21 protein-coding genes, 1 other RNA gene and 1 pseudogene are annotated in these 21,483 nt (G+C 26.9%); 12 read left to right on the forward strand and 11 right to left on the reverse strand.

All coding sequences use genetic code 11. The features are described from left to right. The first annotated feature begins 2 nt into the window (after positions 1 to 2). The 6 genes from JG676_RS00530 to mnmA are packed head-to-tail and all read left to right on the forward strand — an operon-like array spanning position 3 to position 4,565. On the forward strand, positions 3 to 359 hold the full coding sequence (locus tag JG676_RS00530; RefSeq protein WP_200169207.1) for a hypothetical protein: 357 nt from the start codon (positions 3 to 5) through the stop codon (positions 357 to 359). Further along, positions 340 to 1,032 (forward strand): RNA polymerase sigma factor FliA, encoded by a 693-nt coding sequence (locus JG676_RS00535; RefSeq protein ID WP_200169206.1) that lies wholly within the window; start codon positions 340 to 342, stop codon positions 1,030 to 1,032. Before JG676_RS00530 ends, JG676_RS00535 begins: the two co-directional genes overlap by 20 nt. Beyond that, positions 1,032 to 2,117 (forward strand): flagellar motor switch protein FliM, encoded by a 1,086-nt coding sequence (gene fliM / locus JG676_RS00540; protein WP_200169205.1) that lies wholly within the window; start codon positions 1,032 to 1,034, stop codon positions 2,115 to 2,117. Before JG676_RS00535 ends, fliM begins: the two co-directional genes overlap by 1 nt. Continuing rightward, entirely contained in the window at positions 2,114 to 2,950 is an 837-nt protein-coding gene (fliY, locus tag JG676_RS00545; protein WP_200169204.1) for a flagellar motor switch protein FliY, read from the forward strand. Before fliM ends, fliY begins: the two co-directional genes overlap by 4 nt. Next, on the forward strand, positions 2,947 to 3,552 hold the full coding sequence (locus JG676_RS00550) for a TIGR00730 family Rossman fold protein (RefSeq protein WP_200217002.1): 606 nt from the start codon (positions 2,947 to 2,949) through the stop codon (positions 3,550 to 3,552). Before fliY ends, JG676_RS00550 begins: the two co-directional genes overlap by 4 nt. Further along, the gene (mnmA, locus tag JG676_RS00555; protein WP_200217003.1) at positions 3,549 to 4,565 is read left to right on the forward strand and encodes a tRNA 2-thiouridine(34) synthase MnmA; all 1,017 of its coding nucleotides are present in this window, start codon (positions 3,549 to 3,551) and stop codon (positions 4,563 to 4,565) included. The genes JG676_RS00550 and mnmA overlap by 4 nt, the downstream gene beginning before the upstream one ends. A 103-nt stretch (positions 4,566 to 4,668) precedes the next feature. Here mnmA and JG676_RS00560 read toward each other — a convergent pair whose 3' ends face one another. Genes JG676_RS00560 through exbB form a run of 3 tightly spaced genes read right to left on the reverse strand, consistent with a single transcriptional unit; the run spans position 4,669 to position 6,164 of the window. Further along, positions 4,669 to 5,352: an energy transducer TonB gene (locus tag JG676_RS00560; RefSeq protein ID WP_200217004.1), complete on the reverse strand. Its 684-nt coding sequence runs from the start codon at positions 5,350 to 5,352 to the stop codon at positions 4,669 to 4,671. Continuing rightward, a complete protein-coding gene (exbD, locus tag JG676_RS00565) occupies positions 5,345 to 5,737 on the reverse strand; it encodes a TonB system transport protein ExbD (protein WP_200169200.1) in 393 nt (130 codons plus the stop codon). Before exbD ends, JG676_RS00560 begins: the two co-directional genes overlap by 8 nt. Next, positions 5,730 to 6,164, reverse strand: coding sequence for a TonB-system energizer ExbB (gene exbB, locus JG676_RS00570; protein WP_200169199.1), 435 nt, complete (start codon positions 6,162 to 6,164; stop codon positions 5,730 to 5,732). Before exbB ends, exbD begins: the two co-directional genes overlap by 8 nt. 262 nt (positions 6,165 to 6,426) lie before the next feature. Here exbB and JG676_RS00575 point away from each other — a divergent pair, with 262 nt between their 5' ends. Then, on the forward strand, positions 6,427 to 6,843 hold the full coding sequence (locus tag JG676_RS00575; RefSeq protein ID WP_200217005.1) for a PepSY-like domain-containing protein: 417 nt from the start codon (positions 6,427 to 6,429) through the stop codon (positions 6,841 to 6,843). A 38-nt stretch (positions 6,844 to 6,881) separates the two neighbouring features. Here JG676_RS00575 and JG676_RS00580 read toward each other — a convergent pair whose 3' ends face one another. From JG676_RS00580 to typA, 3 genes are all read right to left on the reverse strand, one after another. Beyond that, positions 6,882 to 7,916 (reverse strand): c-type cytochrome, encoded by a 1,035-nt coding sequence (locus JG676_RS00580; protein ID WP_200217006.1) that lies wholly within the window; start codon positions 7,914 to 7,916, stop codon positions 6,882 to 6,884. Between the two features lie 67 nt (positions 7,917 to 7,983). Further along, positions 7,984 to 8,625 (reverse strand): poly(A) polymerase, encoded by a 642-nt coding sequence (locus JG676_RS00585; RefSeq protein WP_200217007.1) that lies wholly within the window; start codon positions 8,623 to 8,625, stop codon positions 7,984 to 7,986. A gap of 130 nt (positions 8,626 to 8,755) precedes the next feature. Further along, positions 8,756 to 10,564: a translational GTPase TypA gene (gene typA / locus JG676_RS00590; protein WP_200217008.1), complete on the reverse strand. Its 1,809-nt coding sequence runs from the start codon at positions 10,562 to 10,564 to the stop codon at positions 8,756 to 8,758. A gap of 129 nt (positions 10,565 to 10,693) precedes the next feature. Between typA and JG676_RS00595 the strand changes: the two genes are divergently transcribed. From JG676_RS00595 to JG676_RS00610, 4 genes are read left to right on the forward strand one after another with little or no spacing between them, the layout of a single operon-like run. After that, positions 10,694 to 11,017: a hypothetical protein gene (locus JG676_RS00595; protein WP_200217009.1), complete on the forward strand. Its 324-nt coding sequence runs from the start codon at positions 10,694 to 10,696 to the stop codon at positions 11,015 to 11,017. Positions 11,018 to 11,025: 8 nt separating this feature from the next. Then, complete coding sequence (locus tag JG676_RS00600) at positions 11,026 to 12,864, forward strand: flagellar hook-length control protein FliK (protein ID WP_200217010.1); 1,839 nt, start codon at positions 11,026 to 11,028, stop codon at positions 12,862 to 12,864. Between the two features lie 52 nt (positions 12,865 to 12,916). Beyond that, complete coding sequence (locus JG676_RS00605; protein WP_200217048.1) at positions 12,917 to 13,801, forward strand: flagellar basal body rod modification protein; 885 nt, start codon at positions 12,917 to 12,919, stop codon at positions 13,799 to 13,801. Positions 13,802 to 13,804: 3 nt separating this feature from the next. Further along, entirely contained in the window at positions 13,805 to 15,442 is a 1,638-nt protein-coding gene (locus JG676_RS00610) for a flagellar hook protein FlgE (RefSeq protein ID WP_200217011.1), read from the forward strand. On the opposite strand, the gene JG676_RS00615 is transcribed toward JG676_RS00610, so the two are convergent. Continuing rightward, entirely contained in the window at positions 15,443 to 17,314 is a 1,872-nt protein-coding gene (locus JG676_RS00615; RefSeq protein ID WP_200217012.1) for a flagellar assembly protein A, read from the reverse strand. It lies immediately after the preceding gene. Beyond that, entirely contained in the window at positions 17,271 to 18,053 is a 783-nt protein-coding gene (locus JG676_RS00620; RefSeq protein WP_200217013.1) for a hemerythrin family protein, read from the reverse strand. Before JG676_RS00620 ends, JG676_RS00615 begins: the two co-directional genes overlap by 44 nt. A gap of 165 nt (positions 18,054 to 18,218) precedes the next feature. Here JG676_RS00620 and ffs point away from each other — a divergent pair. Then, positions 18,219 to 18,316: signal recognition particle sRNA small type (gene ffs / locus JG676_RS00625), an RNA gene on the forward strand. Between the two features lie 3 nt (positions 18,317 to 18,319). On the opposite strand, the gene JG676_RS00630 is transcribed toward ffs, so the two are convergent. The 3 genes and pseudogenes from JG676_RS00630 to JG676_RS00640 all read right to left on the reverse strand — a co-directional run bounded on the left by JG676_RS00630 (position 18,320) and on the right by JG676_RS00640 (position 21,398). Beyond that, on the reverse strand, positions 18,320 to 18,844 hold the full coding sequence (locus tag JG676_RS00630; RefSeq protein ID WP_200169189.1) for a DUF1440 domain-containing protein: 525 nt from the start codon (positions 18,842 to 18,844) through the stop codon (positions 18,320 to 18,322). Positions 18,845 to 18,930: 86 nt separating this feature from the next. After that, a complete protein-coding gene (locus JG676_RS00635; RefSeq protein WP_200217014.1) occupies positions 18,931 to 20,163 on the reverse strand; it encodes an HD domain-containing protein in 1,233 nt (410 codons plus the stop codon). Next, positions 20,156 to 21,398, reverse strand: a pseudogene (locus JG676_RS00640) (DUF2920 family protein). The gene JG676_RS00635 and the pseudogene JG676_RS00640 overlap by 8 nt, the downstream one beginning before the upstream one ends. Between the last annotated feature and the right edge of the window lie 85 nt (positions 21,399 to 21,483).

Here is a 21,483-nt window from a genome sequence, read left to right on the forward strand (position 1 = left end):
ATATGAGAACTGAAAATTACGTAGCATTTTTTACTGTTTGTGGTTTTTTTATAGGACTTTCATTTAGTGTTATTAGTGTAGATGAAGCTTTTGATATTATTTTATTTACATGCTTTATTACTTTTGCTTTTTATATTTTTGCACATATTGCTATAATGAATTTTATTGATATTAAAAAAATTAGCGGTCGTATTTTTAATAAAAATGATTATGAAAAAACCAGCAATAATATTATCAATGATTTAATTATTCGCGAGAAAAAAATGGATATAATTTTAGAAAAACTTAATCAGGAAAGAGAAAGTCTTAAAAAGAATGATCCAAAGGAAAGACGTAAAAATGCTAAAAAAGCCGCCTAAAGCTTATGAGCAAATAATTAAAAAAGAACAAGATGATCTTGTTGTAGCTTATATGCCTGCTTTACGTGCTATGGCTTTTAAACTCAAAGAAAAACTCCCTTCAAGCATAGATGTTAATGATTTAATTAGCACCGGTGTTGAAGAAATGATTAAACTTTCACGCAGATATAATAAAGAACAAAATGATAATTTTTGGGGTTTTGCAAGAAAAAGAGTAAATGGATCTATGCTTGATTATTTAAGAAGCTTAGATGTAATGAGTCGTAATAATAGAAAGATTATTAAGAGTATTGATAATCTCATAGATGAATACTATCAAGAATACGAAAGTGAGCCTGATGATGAATACTTGGCTAAAAAATTAGATCTTGATATAGAAAAAGTTAGAGAAGTAAGAACTGCTCATGCAATAAGCTATACCCTTCCTTTAGATGAACAAATTGAACTTTATAATGAAGATAATACTTTAGAAAAAATTGAAAAAGATGAACTTTTAGAAAAAATTAATGAAATTTTAGAAGGTTTAAAAGAACGCGATCAGTTAATAATTCAACTTTACTATTATGAAGAGCTCAATCTTAAAGAAATAAGTGAAATTTTACAAATTAGCGAAAGTAGAATTTCTCAAATTCACAAAAAACTTCTTAAAAAAATAAGAGAAAGGCTTGCTTAATGGCTGAAATACTTTCTCAAGAAGAAATTGATGCTCTACTTGAAGTTGTAGATGATAATACGGATACTCCAGTATCTTCTAATAATAAAGAAGATAAAGAAGAAAGAAATATAGTCGTTTATGACTTTAAAAGGCCTAATAGAGTTTCTAAGGAACAATTAAGAACAATTAAGGGTATTCATGATAAATTAGCAAGAAATCTTGCTTCTCAAATTTCATCTATGATGAGAAGTATAGTAGAAACTAAACTTCACTCCGTTGATCAAATGACTTATGGTGAATTTTTAATGTCTTTACCAAGTCCAACAAGCTTTAATGTTTTTTCTATTAAACCTTTAGATGGTAATTGCGTTTTAGAAATTAATCCAAGTATTGCTTTTCCAATGATCGATAGACTCTTGGGTGGTCAAGGAGATAGCTACGAAGCTTCACGTGAGCTTACAGATATAGAGCTTAATTTATTGGATTCTATTTTGCGTATTATTATGCAAAGACTCAAAGAAAGTTGGGCAAGTGTTACTGAAATTTATCCTAGTATCGAAGCAAAAGAATCTAGCCCGAATGTAGTTCAAATAGTTTCTCAAAATGAAATTGTTATTATGGTTGTAATGGAGATTATTATAGGAAACTCAAGTGGTATGGTAAATATTTGCTATCCAGTTGTGCATTTAGAATCTATTCTTTCTCGTTTGGCAAATCGTGATATTATGATGGGAGAAACCTCAGCTAAAAAATCTCGCAATAAAGAATTAAAAACTCTTATTGGTCGTGCTGAAGTTGTTTATGAAGCTATTTTAGGAAAAACATTAATTAGTGTGCATGAATTTTTAGAGCTTAATCAAGGAGATATTTTACGCCTTGATAGAGAGGCAGATGATAAAGCAATAGTTTGCATTGATAAAAAAGAAGTTTTTTTAGCACAAATTGGTTTGCATCGTTTTAGAAAATCAATTAAAATTTTAGAACTTATCAGAACCGACAAAGATGAAATTAAAGAGATTCTCGAAAAATATGAAGAAGAAAGAAAAGCAAAAGCTAATGTTTATGATCAAGAAGAAACTCAGGAAGAGGAAGAAGAAATATGATTGATGAATTTTTAAAACTATTTACAAATGAATGTATAAGCACAATAGAAGGTTTAACAGGAAAAAGCGCAGAATTTAGCGAATATAAAGAATTTGATATTTCAACTCAAGATACTCTAAAACCTCCTTTAGTATATGTAGATTTTAATATGAACCCAACAGGTAAAATAGGAATTCTAGCTAGTGCTGTTTTAATGAGTGCAATTGGTGAATGGATGATGGGGGAAGAAGAAATCACCAAAAATGATCAACTCGGTGATGATGAAATGGATGCAGCTAAAGAAGCTATACAAAATATTATTTCGGCTTTCTCTACAAGCTTAGGAGCACAAAAAGAAATTCCGAAATTAGAATTTAATTTTAATTCTTGTAAATTTAATTCTGATCAGCCAGAACTTAAAGATTTTATTAAAGTTTATCTTTATGATGTAAAAATAGAAGATTTAAACGAACAAATCTCTTTAGTAATGGATAAAAGCTTTTATAATTTACTCACGAAAAAAGAAGATGATAGTACCGATAGTGTAGAAAATTCTAAAGACAACGATAAAAAAATCGCACTAAGCGAAGAACTTAGAAATATTAATCTTATTATGGATGTAAGACTTCCAGTACGTGTGCGTATAGGTAATAAAAAAATGCTTTTAAAAGATGTTTTAACTATGGATATAGGTTCTGTTGTAGAGCTTAATCAATTGGCTAATGATCCTTTAGAAATTTTAATTGGAGAAAAAAGAATTGCCTATGGAGAAGTTGTTATAGTTGATGGAAATTTTGGAGTTCAAGTAACTGAAATAGGAAGCAAAAAAGAAAGATTAGAACAACTTAAATGAAAAATGTAAAACTTGATATTGAAAAATTTGAAAATATCCCTAATTTTCAAAAAGCTGTAACTTTTTTTGGTTCAGCAAGATTGAAAGAGGATAATATTTATTATAAAAAAGCCAAAGAATTAGCACAAAAGTGTGCTGAAAATGATTTTTGTGTTATTAGTGGTGGAGGCGGAGGAATTATGAAAGCAGCCAACGAGGGTGCTTTTAAAAATAAAAATAATAAAATTCCTATACAATCTGTAGGTTTTAATATTTTCTTACCCTTTGAACAAAAACTTAATGATTTTATAGAGTATAATATCACTTTTAAGAGCTTAGCCATACGCAAAATGGCTCTTATTCAAAAGAGTCTAGCTTTTGTGATCTTTCCAGGCGGCTTTGGAACCTTAGATGAATTATGTGAAATAATTACATTAAAACAACTCGGTTTTAAAAAAGATGTTCCTATTATTTTATTTGGGAAAGATTTTTGGCAAAGCTTTGATGAATTCGTCAGAAATTCTTTGCTTGAATGTAATCTTATTACAAAAGGAGATGAGTTAAAGTATAAAATCACTGACGACTTAGATTTTATCATTCAAACTTTAAAGGAACAATTATGAAAATTCTAGTCGCAATGAGTGGAGGAGTAGATAGCTCAGTAACTGCTTATAAACTTAAAAATTTAGGTCATGAAGTAATAGGATGCTATATGAAGCTTCATGGAAAACCAAATTATCACGAAGATAATATCAAAAAAGTTCAAAAAGTGGCAAATTTTTTAAATATTCCTTATCATATTTTAGATTTACAAGAGGATTTTAAAAATAAAGTCTATATGCCATTTGTTAATACTTATAAAGAAGGAAAAACACCTAATCCTTGTGCTTTATGTAATCGTTTTATTAAACTTGGAAAACTTTTAGAATTTGCCAAAAGCTTAGGTTGTGAAAAACTTGCTACGGGACATTATGCAAGAATTGAAAATGGATATATTAAAGTAGCTTTTGATGAAAGTAAAGATCAAAGTTATTTTTTAGCTAATGCTGATAAAGGGGCTCTAAAATATCTTATATTTCCTCTTGGAGAAATGAAAAAAGAAGATGTTAAAGCTTTTGCTTCTACCATAGAAGAATTAAAATCATTTGCAACCCAAAAAGAAAGTTCTGAAATTTGTTTTGTTGAAGATACTTATATTAAAGTTTTAGATCAATTTATGGATACAAAAATACCAGGAGAAGTTTTAAATAGTAGCGGGAAAGTTATAGGAAAACACGAAGGCTATATGCACTATACCATAGGAAAAAGAAGAGGATTTGAAGTACGCGGAGCACATGAACCTCATTTTGTTTTAAAAATAAAACCAAAAGAAAATCAGATAATAGTAGGCACAAAAGAAGAGCTTAAAGTTAGTAATTTTAATCTAAAAAATATTAATCTTTTTATAGAAGCTAAAGAGCTTGATTGTGCAGTAAAAATTCGTTATCGTTCTAAATCAACACCTTGTAAAGTAATTATCAATGATGATAAAAGTGCTAATATAATTTTACACGAACCAGTTTATGGTTTAGCAAGTGGACAAATGGCTGTATTTTATGATAATGATAAAGTCATAGCTAGTGGCTTTATAGAATAATTTTGTAATTATCTTAAAAAGATAATTACAATAACTTTATCAAAAATCTAATAATAAATTTATATTTATTAGACTTTTTAAAAAACTATTTTTCAAATAAAAATTAATTTTTAAGCTTATAATTAATAGGAATTAAAATTTTAATATTTTTATCATATTTTGGAAAGTGTTTGGATGCTAATTGTATTGTTTTTAGAGCGCTTTCATCTAATAATTTATGTCCTGAACTTTTTATAATTTTTAAATACTCTAATTTTCCTTCTTGTTTCCATAAAAATTCAATTAAAACTACACCCATCATGCGCATTTTAATAGCTTGTCTTGGATAAATTAAAGAATCTTGTATAGCTTTTTTAATCTCTTGTAAAAAAGGATGGTTGTCATTAAAATTTACACTTTCTGTTTCTATATTTTGTTTTGAAATTGAATTAGAATTTAAATTTTGAATTTCTTTTGAAACAATGGCTTCATTAAATTTATTTAGATTTTCTTTAATTAGAGGCTTTTTTTTAAATTCTTTATGTTTTTTTGGTTTGTGATTTTCAATAATTTTTTCTTTTATAGGTGGGATAGGTGGAATTGGGATATTCTCTTTTTCTTGTTGAATAATGTTATCTTGAGAAGAATTTATAGTAAATTGTCTCATTGAAAGAGAAAATACTTCTTGATTCTTAAATTCTATTTTAAATAAAGTAATACTAGAAAATAATAAAAATAATAAAGGCAAAAAAAACAAAAAAGAAAGATAGAAAGCTTGAAACTTATGATTTTTCAATATATTAATCATTCTTTTTCTCAGTTAAAATTTGAAAATTTTCGTGATTTTTAGCTTTTAATAAATCAATAATTTTTACAAAACTTTCAAATTTAGCATCTTTATCACTTTTTAATTCTACTATAACTTTAGGATTTAAATTATCAATAGTATTTTTAAGCTCGTCTAAACTTATTTTTCTATCATCAATATAAAAAATATTTTGCGCATTAATTGCAATAGAAATTTTTTCTTCTTTATCGTTTATATTTATGCTATTTTGACTTGATGGAAGATTAATTTTTATAGTTCCTTGTGCTATAAAAGTAGAAATACTTAAAATTATAGCAAGCAAAACAAGCATAATATCGATAAAAGGAACTATGTTTAACCCTTCATTTTTTGGAAGTTTAATCATTTTTATTCTCATTATAAATTCTAAAAGAATTGCTAAGAAGTGATACTTTACGCAATAAAGCATTATAAGCAATCAAAACAGGAATGGCTACCAAAAGCCCTAAAGCTGTTGCTTTAAGCGCCAAAGAAAGTCCTATAACTATAGATTTTACATCTATACTGCCAGCTAAACCCATTTCATAAAAAGTTATCATTATACCTATAACAGTTCCTAAAAGCCCTATATAAGGTGCATTAGAATAAATAATATAAAGTGTTGTTAAATTTTCACTTATTGCATCATCAAATTTTTCTTGATTTTTATAATCACCAAATTCAAGCTTTTTGAAAAATAATATTCTTTCTATAACACACCAAAGTGCTATAAAAGCCATAAAGCCCAAAACTACAAAAATAATTAAATCTATATAATTTTTTAAAAATTCCATAAAAAACTCCAAATTTTGTAGTTTATGATTATATTAAAATAACTCTAAATTTAAAATTAATATCTATTATCAAAATTTATTATAATTTTTATTTAAAAATTTTTAAAATTAAAAATAATAAAAAACATTTCATTTATATTTTTAATAAGAATAACAAAAATTTATTGATATTTTTTACTTTAACTGTTGCTCATTCTTTTTATATTCACTTCACAAATTATGATTACAATTCATTCGATCAAAAATTTTTTAAGGAGTTTTTATGAAAAAAATATTTTTTGCAATTTTAGCCACAGTAGCAATGCTTTATGCTGATATGGTTGTTTCGGTTGATTCTTTACCGCAAAATGCTCAAAAATTTATCCAAACTTATTTTAAAGGAACTCAAATAGCTCTTGTAAAAAAAGATATTGATTCTTTTGATGTTACTTTAAATGATGGCACAGAAATTGATTTTATTATCAATGGAGAATGGAAAGAAATTGATGGAAATTATAAAGCTATTCCAACTGGTTTTTTACCTGCTAATTTAATTTCTAAAGTTCAAGCTTCTCAAGCAAATGCGCAAATCATAGAAGTAAGCAAAGAAATTAATGGTTATAAATTTAAATTTAATAATAATATGAAAGTTTATACAGATATAAATGGAAATATTTTAGGACAAAAATTTGATGATTAAAATAAAGCTTGTTTAAAAAACAAGCTTTTAAATCTTAATCATTCTCCTGGAAAATAATTTGGATTTTTCCAAGGTCCATATTTAACTTTTATATATTCTTTTGGATCTAAATTTTGCTGTGGGGATGCAAAATATTCTGGTTTTAAAGAAGGAGACTTACTATAAGCAGTATCAAGTCCTGCACGATTTTCTGTTGTCGTAATTGGCATTCTTACAAAACCTGTATTAACATAAGCTGCAATATCAAGTGCATCTTCATTGCTTAAAATAGGATTATCATAACTTGCACCATAAGGCATAGCTGATTTTAAAAATCTTGCTAAAAAAGGTATCATTGACATATGTCCTCCATCAGGATAAATAAGTAACGATGGATAAAGATGACCCCCGCCTTGCGTATAATTTTCATTTTTAACGCCTAATCCCTTTTCACCATGACAAGCTACACAATTTTCTTCAAAAAGTTTTTTTCCACGCACAGGATCGGCTGGACGATTTGGAAAATCCATTTTAGCAAAAAAATCTCCTTCAAGTCTTACTCCATCTTTTATACCATAAGCTTTTTTAAGCCATTTAAAATAAGCTAAAATTGCTTTCATTTCTTTAGAATTATCAGGAAATTTATGAGAATCTGTTCCTCCCATGCCACGAATTCTATCTTCTAAAGAAATAATTTTCATTGTTTCTATATCAAGTTTTGGATAATTATTTATAACATTTAAAAAAGGGATAACATATTTTTTAGTACCAGGCAAACCATTATTATCATCCATATGACAAGCTATGCAATTAACTTCATTATTGGTTATTTTAAGCTTACCCTTGGGTCCTAATATACTCTCTGTTTTACTTAAAAGTTGTATGCCATAACGAATTAATTTTCCCTCCTCTCCTTTTGGCACATCATCGATACTTAAATTTTTACTTGGCCATTGTTGTATAGGTCTTTTAGAAAATTCTTCAAAATACTCAACACCTTGCTTATCATTAAGCTCTTCGCCGATTTTATAATCTTTAAAATTTTTGGCATTAGCTAAACAAATTAGCATAAAAATTAAAAATAATTTCTTCATTGCTAAAACTCCTTTTTTTGTATTAAAATCATTTTAGCAAAATAAATATTTATTTAAAAATAAAAAATTAATTTAAAAATTTATTTTTAATCATTTGTAGATTTTTTTCTAAATTTTTTAAATTATCTTCTACGCTATGATTAAAATCAATAAAAAATGGATGTGTTAAAGTAGAAATTAAATAGTTTTTTTCCTTACCAAAACAAAAATTAATACTAAAAAATTTATCTTTTAGTTTATTATAAATTATTTCTTCGTTATCAAAACGAATTTCTTTATTTATTTTTGAAAATTTAATTAAAATCCCACAAAAATAACGCTTTCTTTCATCTATAAATTGCAAATCATAAATAGTAAAATCATTAAATTTAAAAGTATTAAAACTCTTGATTTCTTCTAATTTTTCACTTAAAGCTAAAGCTTCAAACTCTTTTTGATTTATTCCAATTTGTTTTAGTTTTGCTCCAAAACGACATAAAAATAGCTTTAAAATATTTAATTCTAATTCTTTTTGATTCTTTTTTAACTTTTTACTTATAAAACGAAAGAAAAAAATTCCCGTAAAAATAGCCAAAATCAAAGCTATAAGTAAATCCTTAATAAAAATAAAAGACAAAAACCCTATAAGAAAAGCTTCTAAAATACTTAAAAATTTTAAAATACCCAATCGCTTTATAAGAAATACTCTTTGCTTTTCTAAATTTTGCATTATTACCTTGAAATTTAAAATTTATAACTATAAAATTTGTAATGAATTCTTTTTTATATTGACTTTAAGCTTTTAAATAAAAAATAAATCTAAAATTCTAAGCTATAATTTTGCTAAAAGCAAAATACAATTAAGATTTTGCTTTTTCCATTCTTTTTCTTTGAGTTGGATCAAGATAACGCTTGCGCACACGAATATTTTGCGGAGTAACCTCAACAAGCTCATCTTCTTCTATCCATTCTAAAGCTCTTTCAAGACTTAATTTTCTAGGTGGTACAAGTTTAATAGCATCATCACTTCCACTTGCTCTAACATTTGTAAGATTTTTTCCTTTAATTGGATTTACATCTAAATCATTTGGACGCGAATGCTCTCCTATAATCATACCTGTATAAACTTTAGTCTGAGGATCTATAAAAAGTACGCCTCTATCTTGTAAATTAAAAAGAGAATATCCTAAAGCTACGCCATTCTCCATAGAAATCAATGCTCCATTATTGCGTTTTTCAACTGCACCGCTAAAAGGACGAAATTCTAAAAAACTATGATTCATTATCCCTTCGCCCTTAGTATCTGTTAAAAATTGACTTCTAAAGCCTATAAGTCCGCGTGCTGGAATTTCAAACTCTAATCTTGTTTGCCCATCTCCTGTTGGAACCATAGTTTTCATTTCGGCTTTTCTTTTGCCAAGCTTTTCTATCACAGCACCACTAAATTCATCTGGTACATCTATAACTAAATGTTCAAAAGGCTCTGTTTTAACTCCATTTTCAACTTTTACTATAACTTCGGGTCTTCCCATGCAAAACTCAAAACCTTCACGACGCATATTTTCAGCTAAAATAGTAATTTGAAGCTCTCCTCTACCGCTTACTTTAAATTTACCCTCACCACTATTTTCATATTTCATAGCGATATTTGTTTTCATTTCAGCTTCTAGACGCTCTGCAATTTTATTTGAAGTTACATGTTTTCCTTCAGTTCCAGCCAGTGGTCCATCATTTACCGAAAATACTATACTTAAAGTTGGCTCTTCTATATGCAAAGGATCAAGAGGCATAGGATTGTTTGGATCTACAATGCTATCCCCTACTTCTAAAGTTTCAAAACCAGCAATAGCTACTATATCTCCACTATGCGCTTCGTCAATATCCATTTTTTCTAAGCCCATAAAACCAATGAGCTTTGAAATTCTACCATTTACTTTGCTTCCATCAGCTTTAGCAAGCATTACATTCTGATTTTTCTTTATGCTTCCATTAAAAATTCTTGCAATACCTATTTTACCTACAAAATTATCATATCCCAAAGTAAAAACTTGTAATTGCAAAGGATTTTCATTATTTCCACTTGGAGCAGGTACGCGTTCTAAAATTGTTTTAAAAAGAGGTTCCATGTTATCACTTGCATCATTTAAATCAAGCTTTGCATAACCATTTTTTGCTGCTGCATAAACTATGGCAAAATCAAGCTGTTCATCATTTGCATCTAAAGCTACAAAAAGATCAAAAATTTCATTAATCACGCGTTCAGGATCTGCAGCTGGTTTATCAATTTTATTAATCACTACTATAGGTTTAAGTCCTAAAGATAGGGCTTTTTTAACTACAAATTTGGTTTGAGGCATTACTCCTTCTTGTGCATCAACTAAAAGTAAGACTCCATCGATCATCTTTAAAACACGCTCTACCTCGCCGCCAAAATCAGCGTGACCTGGGGTATCAATAATATTAATCTTAGTGCCTTTATAATTAATAGCAGTATTCTTAGAAAGTATAGTAATACCTCTTTCTTTTTCAATATCATTGCTATCCATTACGCGTTCTGAAATTTGTTCTCTATCACTAAAAGTTCCTGATTGTTTAAGCAATTCATCAACCATTGTAGTTTTGCCATGATCAACGTGAGCAATTACCGCAATATTTCTAATATTTTCCAAAATTTTCTCCAAAGCTTCAAAATTAAAAGATGAAAATTATATATAAAAAATACTTAAAAATTAAAAATTAAAACTTGGAACGCTTATTGCTTTTAATCTTAGTGTAAAATCAAAATTGAAGGAATTAAAATGTCAAAACCACTAGAACAAGAAATTTTAGAAGAATTAAATCTTAAAGTTGTTAGTAAAAAAAATAACACTCTTTTAGAAATTTTAAATCTTTTAGAAATTTTAAAATCAAATAAAAATAAAAAAATGGCAAGAATTTCAGGTGAATTAACAGAACTATTATCCAATAATGAAAATTTTATAAAAATTCAAAATGCTAATAATTTAAATGAACTATTACAAATTCTCGTAGAAATAAGCAATAAAATGATTAAAGTTCATAATAATGATTTTTTAGAGGAAAGATTTCCTGTACTTAAAAAAAATAAATTTTTAAATTATTAAGGATTATTATGTCAAGCCTAACCTCACAAAATGATATATTAAATTTAAATCCAACTCCAAGTAATTCCAAAACAAATTTTAATAAAACAGATAAAAGCAAAGAAAGCAAAAATACTGAGGTTAAGGATACAAAAAATCAAAATGAAAACAACAAAGAAGATCAACGAGAAGATTTTTTAAATTCTTTATTACAATCTATCGAAGAGACTAATGAATTTTTACCAGATCATATGAAAATTAGTAAAAAAGAAGTTGTTAATGAAGCTTTAAATAAGCTTCAGCAAGGAACTTTTGATGAAAATGATAAAATAAGTATTTTTGAATCAGCTTCTTTTATGCAAATTCTTTCTATGCTTGATAAACTAAAAGCAAATACAACTGATATTAAACTTGGAAATTTAAGCTCTCAATTAACACAAATTGTTAAAACAGAAGCTAATTTTAATGCCTTAAAACAAGCAAATAATTTAAGCGAACTTTTAAATATAGCAAAAGATCTAGGCTTGAATGTTAAAAACATAAAAGTAGATCGCTTGCTCGATTTAAAAGCTACTTTTCCAAACTTAAATAAAGCAAATTTTTTTAAAAATTCTATTGATAATGTTTTTAAAGAAATTATCAACAATAAAATCACTCATCTTATTAAAAATAAAGAGATCAATACCAACACAAAACTATCTTTAACTCAAAACAAAACCAAAGAAAACAATGCGAATTCTTTACTTTCTGAAACTCTAAAAAATCTCGATCTTTTAACTAAAGATAAAAAAGAAAACACAAAAACCAATAGTCTAGATCTAAATGAAAACACAAATATAAAAATCAAAGATTTTAAAGATAGTCTTTTGCAAAATCAAGAACTAAAAAATATTAAAAATGAAATCAAACAAGAAAAAACTCAACTTACTTCCAAAGATATTAAAAATGAAGTTGAAAATAAATTAAAAGAAAATGATCAAGAACTAAAAAATATTAAAAATGAAATCAAACAAGAAAAAACTCAACTTACTTCCAAAGATATTAAAAATGAAGTTGAAAAAAATATTGATAAAAATTTAGATAGCAAAATCAATGATACACAAAAAAAAGAACAAATTATTAAACAAGAAGAAACAATAAAAAATAGCAACTTTAACAAAAATGAGACAATAAAAAGCTCTCAAATTGTTAATTTAAATCAGAAAGAATTTAACAATAAACAAGAAAATCATAAAGACTTGAAACAAACTAATTTTGAACAAAAAATTAATTTAGAAAATATAGATAAAATTTTAAAAGAATCAAATAAAAACAATAACTCTACTTTTGATAATAATCAAAATAAAGATTTCAATCAAAATTCAAACAATCAAAATAAAGAAGAAAAGACCATAGAAAAAAATTCTGAAGATTTAAATTCTTTAATCAAAGAGTTAAGCAGAATAAATCATAATCAAACTAGAAATTCTATAAGCGTAAAAGAAACTTTACAATATTTTTCAAATGACCTAAAAGAAGCCATAGAACAATATAAAGCACCTATTACAAAAATTAACATCACTCTTAATCCATCTAATTTAGGAGAGGTTGAAGTTACATTAGTTCAAAGAGGAAATAATTTACATATTAATTTTAATTCCAATACTAATACTATGAATCTTTTTATACAAAATCAAGCTGAATTTAAAAATTCCCTTGTAAATATGGGATTTACTGGACTTGAAATGAATTTTAGCGATCAAGGAAAAAGAGAGCAAAATCAAGATCAAGGAAAAAATCGTAGCGGATATGGCTTTAAAGATACTTTAGATGGGCAAAATGAAAGTGAAAAAGTTAATTTAGAGCTTGTTTTAGCAAAATATTTCTAAGTTGGAATACTTTTTGCTTTTAATTAAAAAAACTTAACAAAAAAAGGATTTGATAATGGCCACAACAACTTGGAATAGCAACCTTAACTGGACAAATACTGCCAGCACCAGCGAAATTAATAAAACAACTAGAGCAGATAGTTCATCTAGCACGAGTAGTAGTAGTTCTGGTGTGGTAAGTAATCCAAATGCTACTTTAGATAAAGATGCATTTTTAAAACTTCTTTTAATAGAACTTCAACATCAAGATCCAACAGATCCTATGGATAGTGACAAAATGCTTACCCAAACTTCACAGCTTAGTGCACTTGAAATGCAACAAAATACTAATACCACTATGCAAAAAATGGTTGAAACTATGGAAAAACTTTCTAATTCTTTTAGCACAAGTATGAGCACTGCAGCAGTTGGAGCTATAGGAAAAATGGCCACAGTTAATGCAAATACTATTAAATTAACTGGTGCTGATGAAGTTATTGCACTTAAAATGTATCTCCCTGAAGATTCTGATGATAAAGGAATTACTTTAGAGGTTTATGATAAAAATAATAAATTAATATTCTCAGAAAAAAGTAACGAAGGAAAAGAAGTTTCAAAAGGTTTATTTACTTTAGAATGGCCTGGTAGAGACAATGATGGCGTTTATGCTGGAGATGGAGAGTATAGTGTAAAAGTAGTTTATAATAATAAAAATGGTGAAAAAATTACTGCAAACTATGGAACCTATCCTATAGAGGGTATTAAATTTGTTGACGGGGTTGCTTATGCAAAAATGGGTGGTCAATATGTAAGCTTTGATGATATTGGTGAAATTAGCGACTATAAACTTGGCTCATCCTCATCTACAGTGGGAGATAGCTCGAGCTCAAATGGAGATTCTTCTGATACAGGAGATACTGGGGATACAGGAGATAGTGATAAAGAAGAAAAGGCATAAACTATGATGAATGCATTTTACAATGGAATTTCTGGAGTAAAGTCAAATAGCTTTGGTATAGACATTTCAGCTAATAATATAGCTAATGTTAATACCATAGGTTTTAAAAATTCAAACGCAGAATTTAAAGATGTCTTTTATCAAACCGTTGTATCTCAATCTACAAATCCTGGTCAAAGTGGATATGGATCAACTTCAGCTTCATCAAAATTAGATTTTTCTCAAGGTTCACCTGTTGCAAGTGATGGAGAATTTGATGTAGCTTTACAAGGAAAAGGTTTTTTTGGGGTCTTAGGATCAGATGGAGGAGCTTATTATACAAGAAATGGATCTTTTAGAAGAGATGCGAATGGTTATCTTGTAGATTCTTATGGAAATTATGTTTTAGGGACGATGAATCCTGCCTTTACTGACATTAACTACAGCGATAGAGTTGCTGGACTTATGGGGGATTATCTTGATACAGGCTCTCCTGTAAATAGCGGTTTTACAATTAACTCAAACAATTCTTTTGCTTTAGGAACAACAACTTCCCAAGGAGCTATTAAGGTTCCTGTAAATATGTATCTACCTCCTCAAGTAACTCAAAATGTAAAATGGAGTGGAAGTTTAAACACCAATACAACAACAGAGGTGGTTAAAATAGATCTTGATCCTAGTAAATTTAATATTACAAAAACTGAAGATGGAAAATACATAGTTAGCGGAAACGTTAGCAAAGAAGATGTATATAGCGCTAAAGCAGGTGATAGAATTATTTTAAATTTTACAGATGATAATGGAGTTAAGACAAGTTTTGAAGCAACTTTAGATGAAAATTTAAATTTTACAAGCAATGAACTTGATCTAAAAGGTCTAGATGAAAATAGCATAAAACTTGATACAGCTCAAATTGCTACAGAACAACAAAAAGCTAATAAAGATATTTTGGAGTCTCCTATTTACAATGCAGATGGAAGCAAAAGTACTTTAAGGGTTACACTCGAAAGAGTTCTACCACAAGAAGGTGATAATATACAATATAAAGCTATTGCACAAATTTATGACTCTAATGGCAAAGCCATAGGTAATCCAACTGAAGGAAATATGGTTTTTGATAAAAATGGAGCTTTGCTTCAAAACAATATCACAAGCATTGCAAATCCAAATGGTGGAACTATTAATATAGATCTAGGAACCCCATATGATCCTAATAAGCCAGGTTCAGGTTATAGTGGAATTTATATAAAAGAAGGGGTTGAAAAAAATATAGTTACACAACAAGATGGTGTAGCAGAAGGATTCTTTGAACAATACAGTATATCTGATGATGGAAGCATAATTGCACAATTTAGCAATGGCAAAAATGGTATAGTTGGAAAACTTGCTCTTTATAACTTCATAAATGAACAAGGTTTAGCAGCAATAGGAGACAATATTTTTGCAGCTACTGCAAATAGCGGAGATCCTACTTTTATAATGAAAAATGGAGAAATAGTTAATACGGCTAAATTTAAAGGAGGATATCTAGAGCAATCTAATGTAGATTTAAGTGTAGAACTTTCAAATCTTATTGTAATGCAAAAAGCTTTTGATGCAAGTTCAAAAAGTATTACAACAAGCGATCAAATGATTCAAAAAGCTATTAATATGAAAAGATAATCAAAGATTATCTTTTTCTATTTGTTCGAAAAGCTCTTTAATCTCTTCAATTTCACTTTCATTATAAGAATAACTTGATTTAATATAATCTATTTGTTTCCCCTTTTCAAGGTAAAAAACTTTTCCACAATCTTTTATATTGATATTATGTTTTAATTCAAAATTGGTATTAATCTTTGGATAAAATTTTAAAAAATTATCTTCACCTATATTTTCAGTTCTTATATAAATTTTTACATTATAAACCATTTCATCAAAAAAATTTAACTTAACATCAATCTGATGCTTTAATTTTATTAATTTTTTATATATAACACTAAATTGATTATATTTTTCTATAATATCATGATAAAGATCCAAAAATTTCGCTTCTATGGTATTGGAATTTTCTTTTTTTTGAAGTTTGATAATTTTAGCTTGATTTTTGATTAAATAATCATAATAATTTTGCATTTTACCTATCGTTTCATTAAGTTTATTTTTAATTTTAAGACTTAATTTTTTAATATTTTCATATTCTATGGTCATATTATTCTCTATAGATAATATAGGCGAAATATGGATATTATTTTTAAATTTTAAAACATTTGTAACAATTAAATTTTTCTTAGGATATAAAACATTATCTGTTAATAAATTACAAATATAAATATTTTCAGCCTCTATTTTCGCACCTATGCAATTTTCAACAAAAACATTCTTAGCTATAACAGTTCCATTTTCTAAATTTTTTATATATACAGTATCTGCTTCTAATCTTCCCTTATGCGTTAGAATAAAAGCATCTTGTGCAAAAATTTCACTTTTTGCATGAGTTAAACCTTTTATGTAGATATTTCTTCCTTGAAGCTTTGTTGCTCCAATACTACCATTTACTTTTATATCAGAAGCTTTTACACTTACAATACCTGACTTAATTGCATCATCACTTATATCAAAATTAGTAATTTCTAAATTTATATTTTCATCAACATTTGTTTTAATAGATCCTGTTGTTTTTAATCCTATTTGTGATACTTTTAAATTATTTGCAACACTATATCCTATACGATCCTTATTTAAAAATCCATAATTTGCGCTAAAATATTTAATCCTATCTTCTAGCTCCTCTACATAAATACTTTCATCTTTTATAACAAAGGGATTATCTAAAAAGACAACAGGATTTATATTTAAAATTTCTCCTTTTAAATTGCGCCCTTCTTTTCCTTGAATTCTATAAACATACTCAAAAAGTAATTCATTTTCTTTAATAGGTTTGCAATATCTTCCTTCATCATAACTAACATTTTCGCTAAAACACGCCTCATTGACATCTCTATGATAAATAACTTCATCACTTTTATGCTCAATTTTATCAACTCCTTTAGCAATCTCAAATTCCATTTCTTTAATGGATGGATTTTCTTGCATTAATAAATTAAAATTATCAATCTTTTCAAACAAATTTTTATCAAACCTTAAGATTAAAAATTTCTGTTTAATCATTGCCTTGTAAATACTTTGCAAAATATCAAATTTTAAATGCGAATAATATTTAAAATTATCTGCAAAATTAACACAAGCTTTTAAATAGGTAAAATCAGTATTAGTTTTAAGCTTAATTGTAAAAGTATCTTTTCGTTTTTTGGGATAAATTTCTATTAGAAATTTTTGCACCATAGTGTCATAATTTTTTACAAAAAAATCATCGGCATAAAATAAATCAAAATCTTTTCTTTCATAAATTTTTGTTTTTGCTGGTTTTATACTCGAGCATAAAAGTTTAAAGTCAAGAATTCTAAAATCAAGGGGTTCTTTTGTAAATGATTGTTCATATTTTAAGCTTTCAAAAGGATTGAATGTTTCCAAAGTTTTTATTTGAAAATTCATCTATACCCCCCCCCATGATGTTACCAATATCATCATTTTTAATATTTATAAAATCTTGTTCTTTTAATATGTTTTCAAAAATATAATTTAATTCTTCAGAATTTTGATTTAAATCAAAATTATCTAAATGCACTAAGATTTGACCACATTTGCTACACTTTAAATCACTTTCCCTACTAACAAGCTCTTCATGTATTGTTTGTGGAACTGTATGGATATATAAAGGACAATTGCAAATATAATCATAAGTTTTTTCAGTTGTTAAATCTTGTCTAATTGATTTTAATTTTATATACTGATCCAGCGTATAATGAATTTCTTTAAGATGCACAGCCTTACTTGTAAAATTAGCAATCCACAAATCTTCATTGGCAAAATGATCTAAAATCCAACCATTAACTAATATAGAAAGTTCATGAGACATTTTTATAATATCATCTGAATGCGCCAAAAGATCTTTAGTTTTTTCTATTAAAATTTTATGAGATTTCTTATGCTCTTCAATTAATGGAAAATCGATACTTTCCATAAATTTTTCTTCATCTTTAAAATGAGTTTTTATATATTGAAATAATTTTGCAAGAACTTGTTTTAAATCATCTTTATATTGCATTTTATTATCTTTAATTTTTTGGACCAAATCATTTGAAACATTAGCAATTTCAAAAATAAGCTCATGCTGTTTATCTAATTGCATATTTTTAATGCTAAAATCTTTACTCCAATTAATAACTTTCATAATTTTTCCTTATAATAATTATTCTTTATAAGAATATTTTATAAAAAAATATATAATTTGCAAAACTAAATATTATATATAAAATATCATAATTTATTTATTAAAATCGGTCTATTTTGCAACTAAAGACTTTTTAAGTATATTATGATATAATGCACGAGCCTTTTTTCAGACCTGTGCAATATTTTTTTTAAACATCGCTTCAGGGTAGGAATACAGCAGAGCACTTAAATTTAATATGTGCCGCAGCCACCTGGGAAAAGGTTTTATTCTATTTCCTTGGTAATACGATTTCTAATATCCCTACGAACTATTTCTATACCCCAAAGCCAAACTATATGACCAAATAATTCAGAAATATGCTCATCTAAAGGAATTTGCGAAAGTGGCGGAACTTCTGCTATTAAAGGCATAACCATAACATGAGCAAAAAGATAAACAAAAAATCCAAAAACAGCACCTTGCCACATTTTAATGCGAGGATAATACTCTGCTATCATACAATAAGCTACAGCAAATACAATAGAAAATCCTACGTGAACAATAAAAATTGAAAGAGGCAATTCTATTCCAGAAAAAATATAAGTTAAATCTGTTGGCAAACCAAGCTGTTCTAAAAAAATTTTAGGAGGAGTAGTTCTCTCTAAAGAATCCAATGGCCAAGGAAAATTTGGATTTCTAGGAGGAAAAGGAACTTCCCAACCCCACTTAACAATAGCACCAAATACTCCAGCTAAAATTCCTATAAAAAAAGACAAAACAATATGTTTTTGACAATCATTGGTTTTCATTTTTTACCTCCTCAATAAATTTCTAATAATTTAATATATTTTTATTTAAAATATATTAAATTTTAATTTAAAAAAATTTTAATGGTTTAAATATTTAAGCTAAAATATTTTTTAAATTCTTCACAAATTGTTAAAAAATTTACCCCATCTATAGTTTTATTTTGTTCAAAAAAATTAAACATATCTTTAAATCCATCTTCTAATTCTTTTGATCGCACTCCATAACTAATGGAAAGGCCAGCTTCAATGAAAGCTGCTAATTTGTCACAATGCTTTAAAGCTTTACCATCAATAGCTCCAAATTCATTTTGATTAAAAGAAGCTAAACTTCCACTACAAAGCTCTACTACTTTATTTTTATAGGTGCGGTTTTCAAATTCATTTTTTACAAAAACTCCCTCATTTTCTCTTCCTTCTCTTATTCCTAAAATATACGCAAATTCAGCTCTTAAATTTTCAGGAATTAAAGGTAAAATTCTTTCATTTATAAGTTTCATTTCATAATCATTAATAATAGTATGAAGCCCATCTACGCCGTATTTAACAGGACTTATAATATCTCTAGTTAAACTTTCGGGCAAATCGTGAAATAAAGCACAATAAAAATTATTTTCAAGTCTTTTATCACAAGCTTTTATTTCTAAAGAATAAAAATATCCCAAAATAGCTACTACTAGCATATGTCCTAAAACAGCAGTTTCTGGAATTCTAGGTGTTTGAGCCCAGCGTTTTTGGAAACGAAGTCTTCCGCTTAACTCAATAATTTTGGCAATTTTTTGATTTAAGGCAATTTTTCTAACACCTATAAGCTCATAATAATCTTCTAATTCTTCTTCAACTTTACTTTTAATTTCTTCTATATCATTTAAAAAAGATGATGTTTGATAAACTATATTAAATTCCCACTTTGTTGCAAAATAAGATGCTGCTTTTAAAATCAATTTTTCTTTAGCATAAGTATTAGCTTTTAAATATTCTTCAAAACGTTTTAAAAATTCTCCATTTTCAATATGACCTATCATAGGTTCTACTTTGCTCAATACCCATTTATTAATCTCATCTTTTTTTTGCCTTAATATCTCGTGATAAACATCTGGACGTATATCAGTTACAACAACACGACTTAAAAATTCAAATATTCCACCCTCGATAATAACTCTCATATTAACATTTTGCTCCATTTTAGCAATAAAATAAGCAATAATAAATTTATGCGCTTGTTTATCAAGCTCAACCAAATTTGTCATTCTTGGATAATCATTCCATCTGCTAATTGATGCAGCTTTAAAAATATGTTCTATTAAATTTATGCTAATCATTTATATCCTTTATAATTTTTAAGATGATTTTATCATTTTCTTCTTTGAAAGTATAAGATAAATCATCGCTTAAATAAGTAATTTGTTTTTTATCATTTATATATTTTTGCTTTTTAAATTCAAGCAAGAGTGAAGGTAATTCTTTTTTAATAAGCAATTTTGTAGAAATGCCCATACCGTGCTTTAAATTTTTAATAAATTTAGAATCAATTTTATCCACACTATGAAGAGTAGCATCAAAACCATTTTGTCTTAAAAGGTCATAAAATTCTTTTTTATCTTTATAAGAAACACGCTCATCAAAAACACTATGATAAGAAATATATTTTGTTTTAAAACATTTAGATTGAATTTTTATATGATCTTTATTCAAAGGTTCTCTTATCAGTTTTCTAGCAATGGAAAAGTAATTTTTGCTTTCTTTGTTACTTGTCCAAAAAGTTTTATCGCTTAAATAAAGAGTAATATTTTTAAATAAAGTTTTATCATAATACTGTGAAATTTAGTGAAATCAAGTTCTTTTCCAAAACCTATCAAACGCCAAATATAATTTGAAAAATTCACAAAAGATGAATTATCTATAATAGCATTTACATTCCAAGGCGAAATTTTAGCTACCAAATTTGCCAAATATCCTCCATAAGAATTTCCTAGCATTATACTCTTAATCCCCCCCCCTGTATAAGTATCAAAAGGAGAATTTTTTCTAATAAAAAGTAAAACATTTAATAAATCTTGTGCTTGCATAATTCCAAAGTTTTGATACTCTTTTCTTGCGGATCAAAACTCACATGAGCTGGTAAACGATAATCTTGCGAAATATAGTTTTTACTTTTTAAATAAGATAACAAGTAATCTAAACGCAAAAAAGAATGATTTAAACTTTCATAAGAATTAATAGAACTTGTATCAAAATCTAAATTTATAGCTTTAAGACTTGATTTTAAGATAAATTTATCTAGCTCATCAATACAAAAACTAGCTCCTAAATGAGATCTATTTCCAATGCAGTGATAATTAACATTTATAGTAGCAACATTATAATTTCTTGCTGCATAATCCTCTACATAAACATAAGAATTCATATCTTCTGCCCCACCTGCTATAATAAAAAGCAAGGCTTCTATTTTTTTATTATCATTATAAGTAAGCCTAAATTTTAACAATGACTCTCTTGCAATATTAAGCTCATTATCATTACAAGAGGCGATTTTATAAATTCTACTTACAAGCATAAAAATACCTTTTTTTATTTTTATTATTTTACTTTGATCCTTAAATATTATAAAATTTATATTTAAAAATTATGATAAAAATTTT

Origin of the sequence: Campylobacter sp. 2018MI34 (assembly GCF_016598975.1) — a bacterium.
Taxonomy (GTDB): Bacteria; Campylobacterota; Campylobacteria; order Campylobacterales; family Campylobacteraceae; genus Campylobacter_D.

Bases quoted from the DNA above. Each gene is read 5' to 3' on its own strand.
- JG676_RS00615 (WP_200217012.1), bottom strand. From the start codon at position 17,314: ATGAATTTTCAAATAAAAACTTTGGAAACATTCAATCCTTTTGAAAGC.
- JG676_RS00560 (WP_200217004.1), bottom strand. From the start codon at position 5,352: ATGATTAATATATTGAAAAATCATAAGTTTCAAGCTTTCTATCTTTCT.
- JG676_RS00595 (WP_200217009.1), top strand. From the start codon at position 10,694: ATGTCAAAACCACTAGAACAAGAAATTTTAGAAGAATTAAATCTTAAA.
- JG676_RS00585 (WP_200217007.1), bottom strand. From the start codon at position 8,625: ATGCAAAATTTAGAAAAGCAAAGAGTATTTCTTATAAAGCGATTGGGT.
- JG676_RS00610 (WP_200217011.1), top strand. From the start codon at position 13,805: ATGATGAATGCATTTTACAATGGAATTTCTGGAGTAAAGTCAAATAGC.
- JG676_RS00575 (WP_200217005.1), top strand. From the start codon at position 6,427: ATGAAAAAAATATTTTTTGCAATTTTAGCCACAGTAGCAATGCTTTAT.
- JG676_RS00535 (WP_200169206.1), top strand. From the start codon at position 340: ATGCTAAAAAAGCCGCCTAAAGCTTATGAGCAAATAATTAAAAAAGAA.
- exbD (WP_200169200.1), bottom strand. From the start codon at position 5,737: ATGATTAAACTTCCAAAAAATGAAGGGTTAAACATAGTTCCTTTTATC.
- JG676_RS00630 (WP_200169189.1), bottom strand. From the start codon at position 18,844: ATGAAAACCAATGATTGTCAAAAACATATTGTTTTGTCTTTTTTTATA.
- mnmA (WP_200217003.1), top strand. From the start codon at position 3,549: ATGAAAATTCTAGTCGCAATGAGTGGAGGAGTAGATAGCTCAGTAACT.
- fliM (WP_200169205.1), top strand. From the start codon at position 1,032: ATGGCTGAAATACTTTCTCAAGAAGAAATTGATGCTCTACTTGAAGTT.
- JG676_RS00530 (WP_200169207.1), top strand. From the start codon at position 3: ATGAGAACTGAAAATTACGTAGCATTTTTTACTGTTTGTGGTTTTTTT.
- fliY (WP_200169204.1), top strand. From the start codon at position 2,114: ATGATTGATGAATTTTTAAAACTATTTACAAATGAATGTATAAGCACA.
- exbB (WP_200169199.1), bottom strand. From the start codon at position 6,164: ATGGAATTTTTAAAAAATTATATAGATTTAATTATTTTTGTAGTTTTG.
- JG676_RS00635 (WP_200217014.1), bottom strand. From the start codon at position 20,163: ATGATTAGCATAAATTTAATAGAACATATTTTTAAAGCTGCATCAATT.
- JG676_RS00620 (WP_200217013.1), bottom strand. From the start codon at position 18,053: ATGAAAGTTATTAATTGGAGTAAAGATTTTAGCATTAAAAATATGCAA.
- JG676_RS00550 (WP_200217002.1), top strand. From the start codon at position 2,947: ATGAAAAATGTAAAACTTGATATTGAAAAATTTGAAAATATCCCTAAT.
- JG676_RS00580 (WP_200217006.1), bottom strand. From the start codon at position 7,916: ATGAAGAAATTATTTTTAATTTTTATGCTAATTTGTTTAGCTAATGCC.
- JG676_RS00600 (WP_200217010.1), top strand. From the start codon at position 11,026: ATGTCAAGCCTAACCTCACAAAATGATATATTAAATTTAAATCCAACT.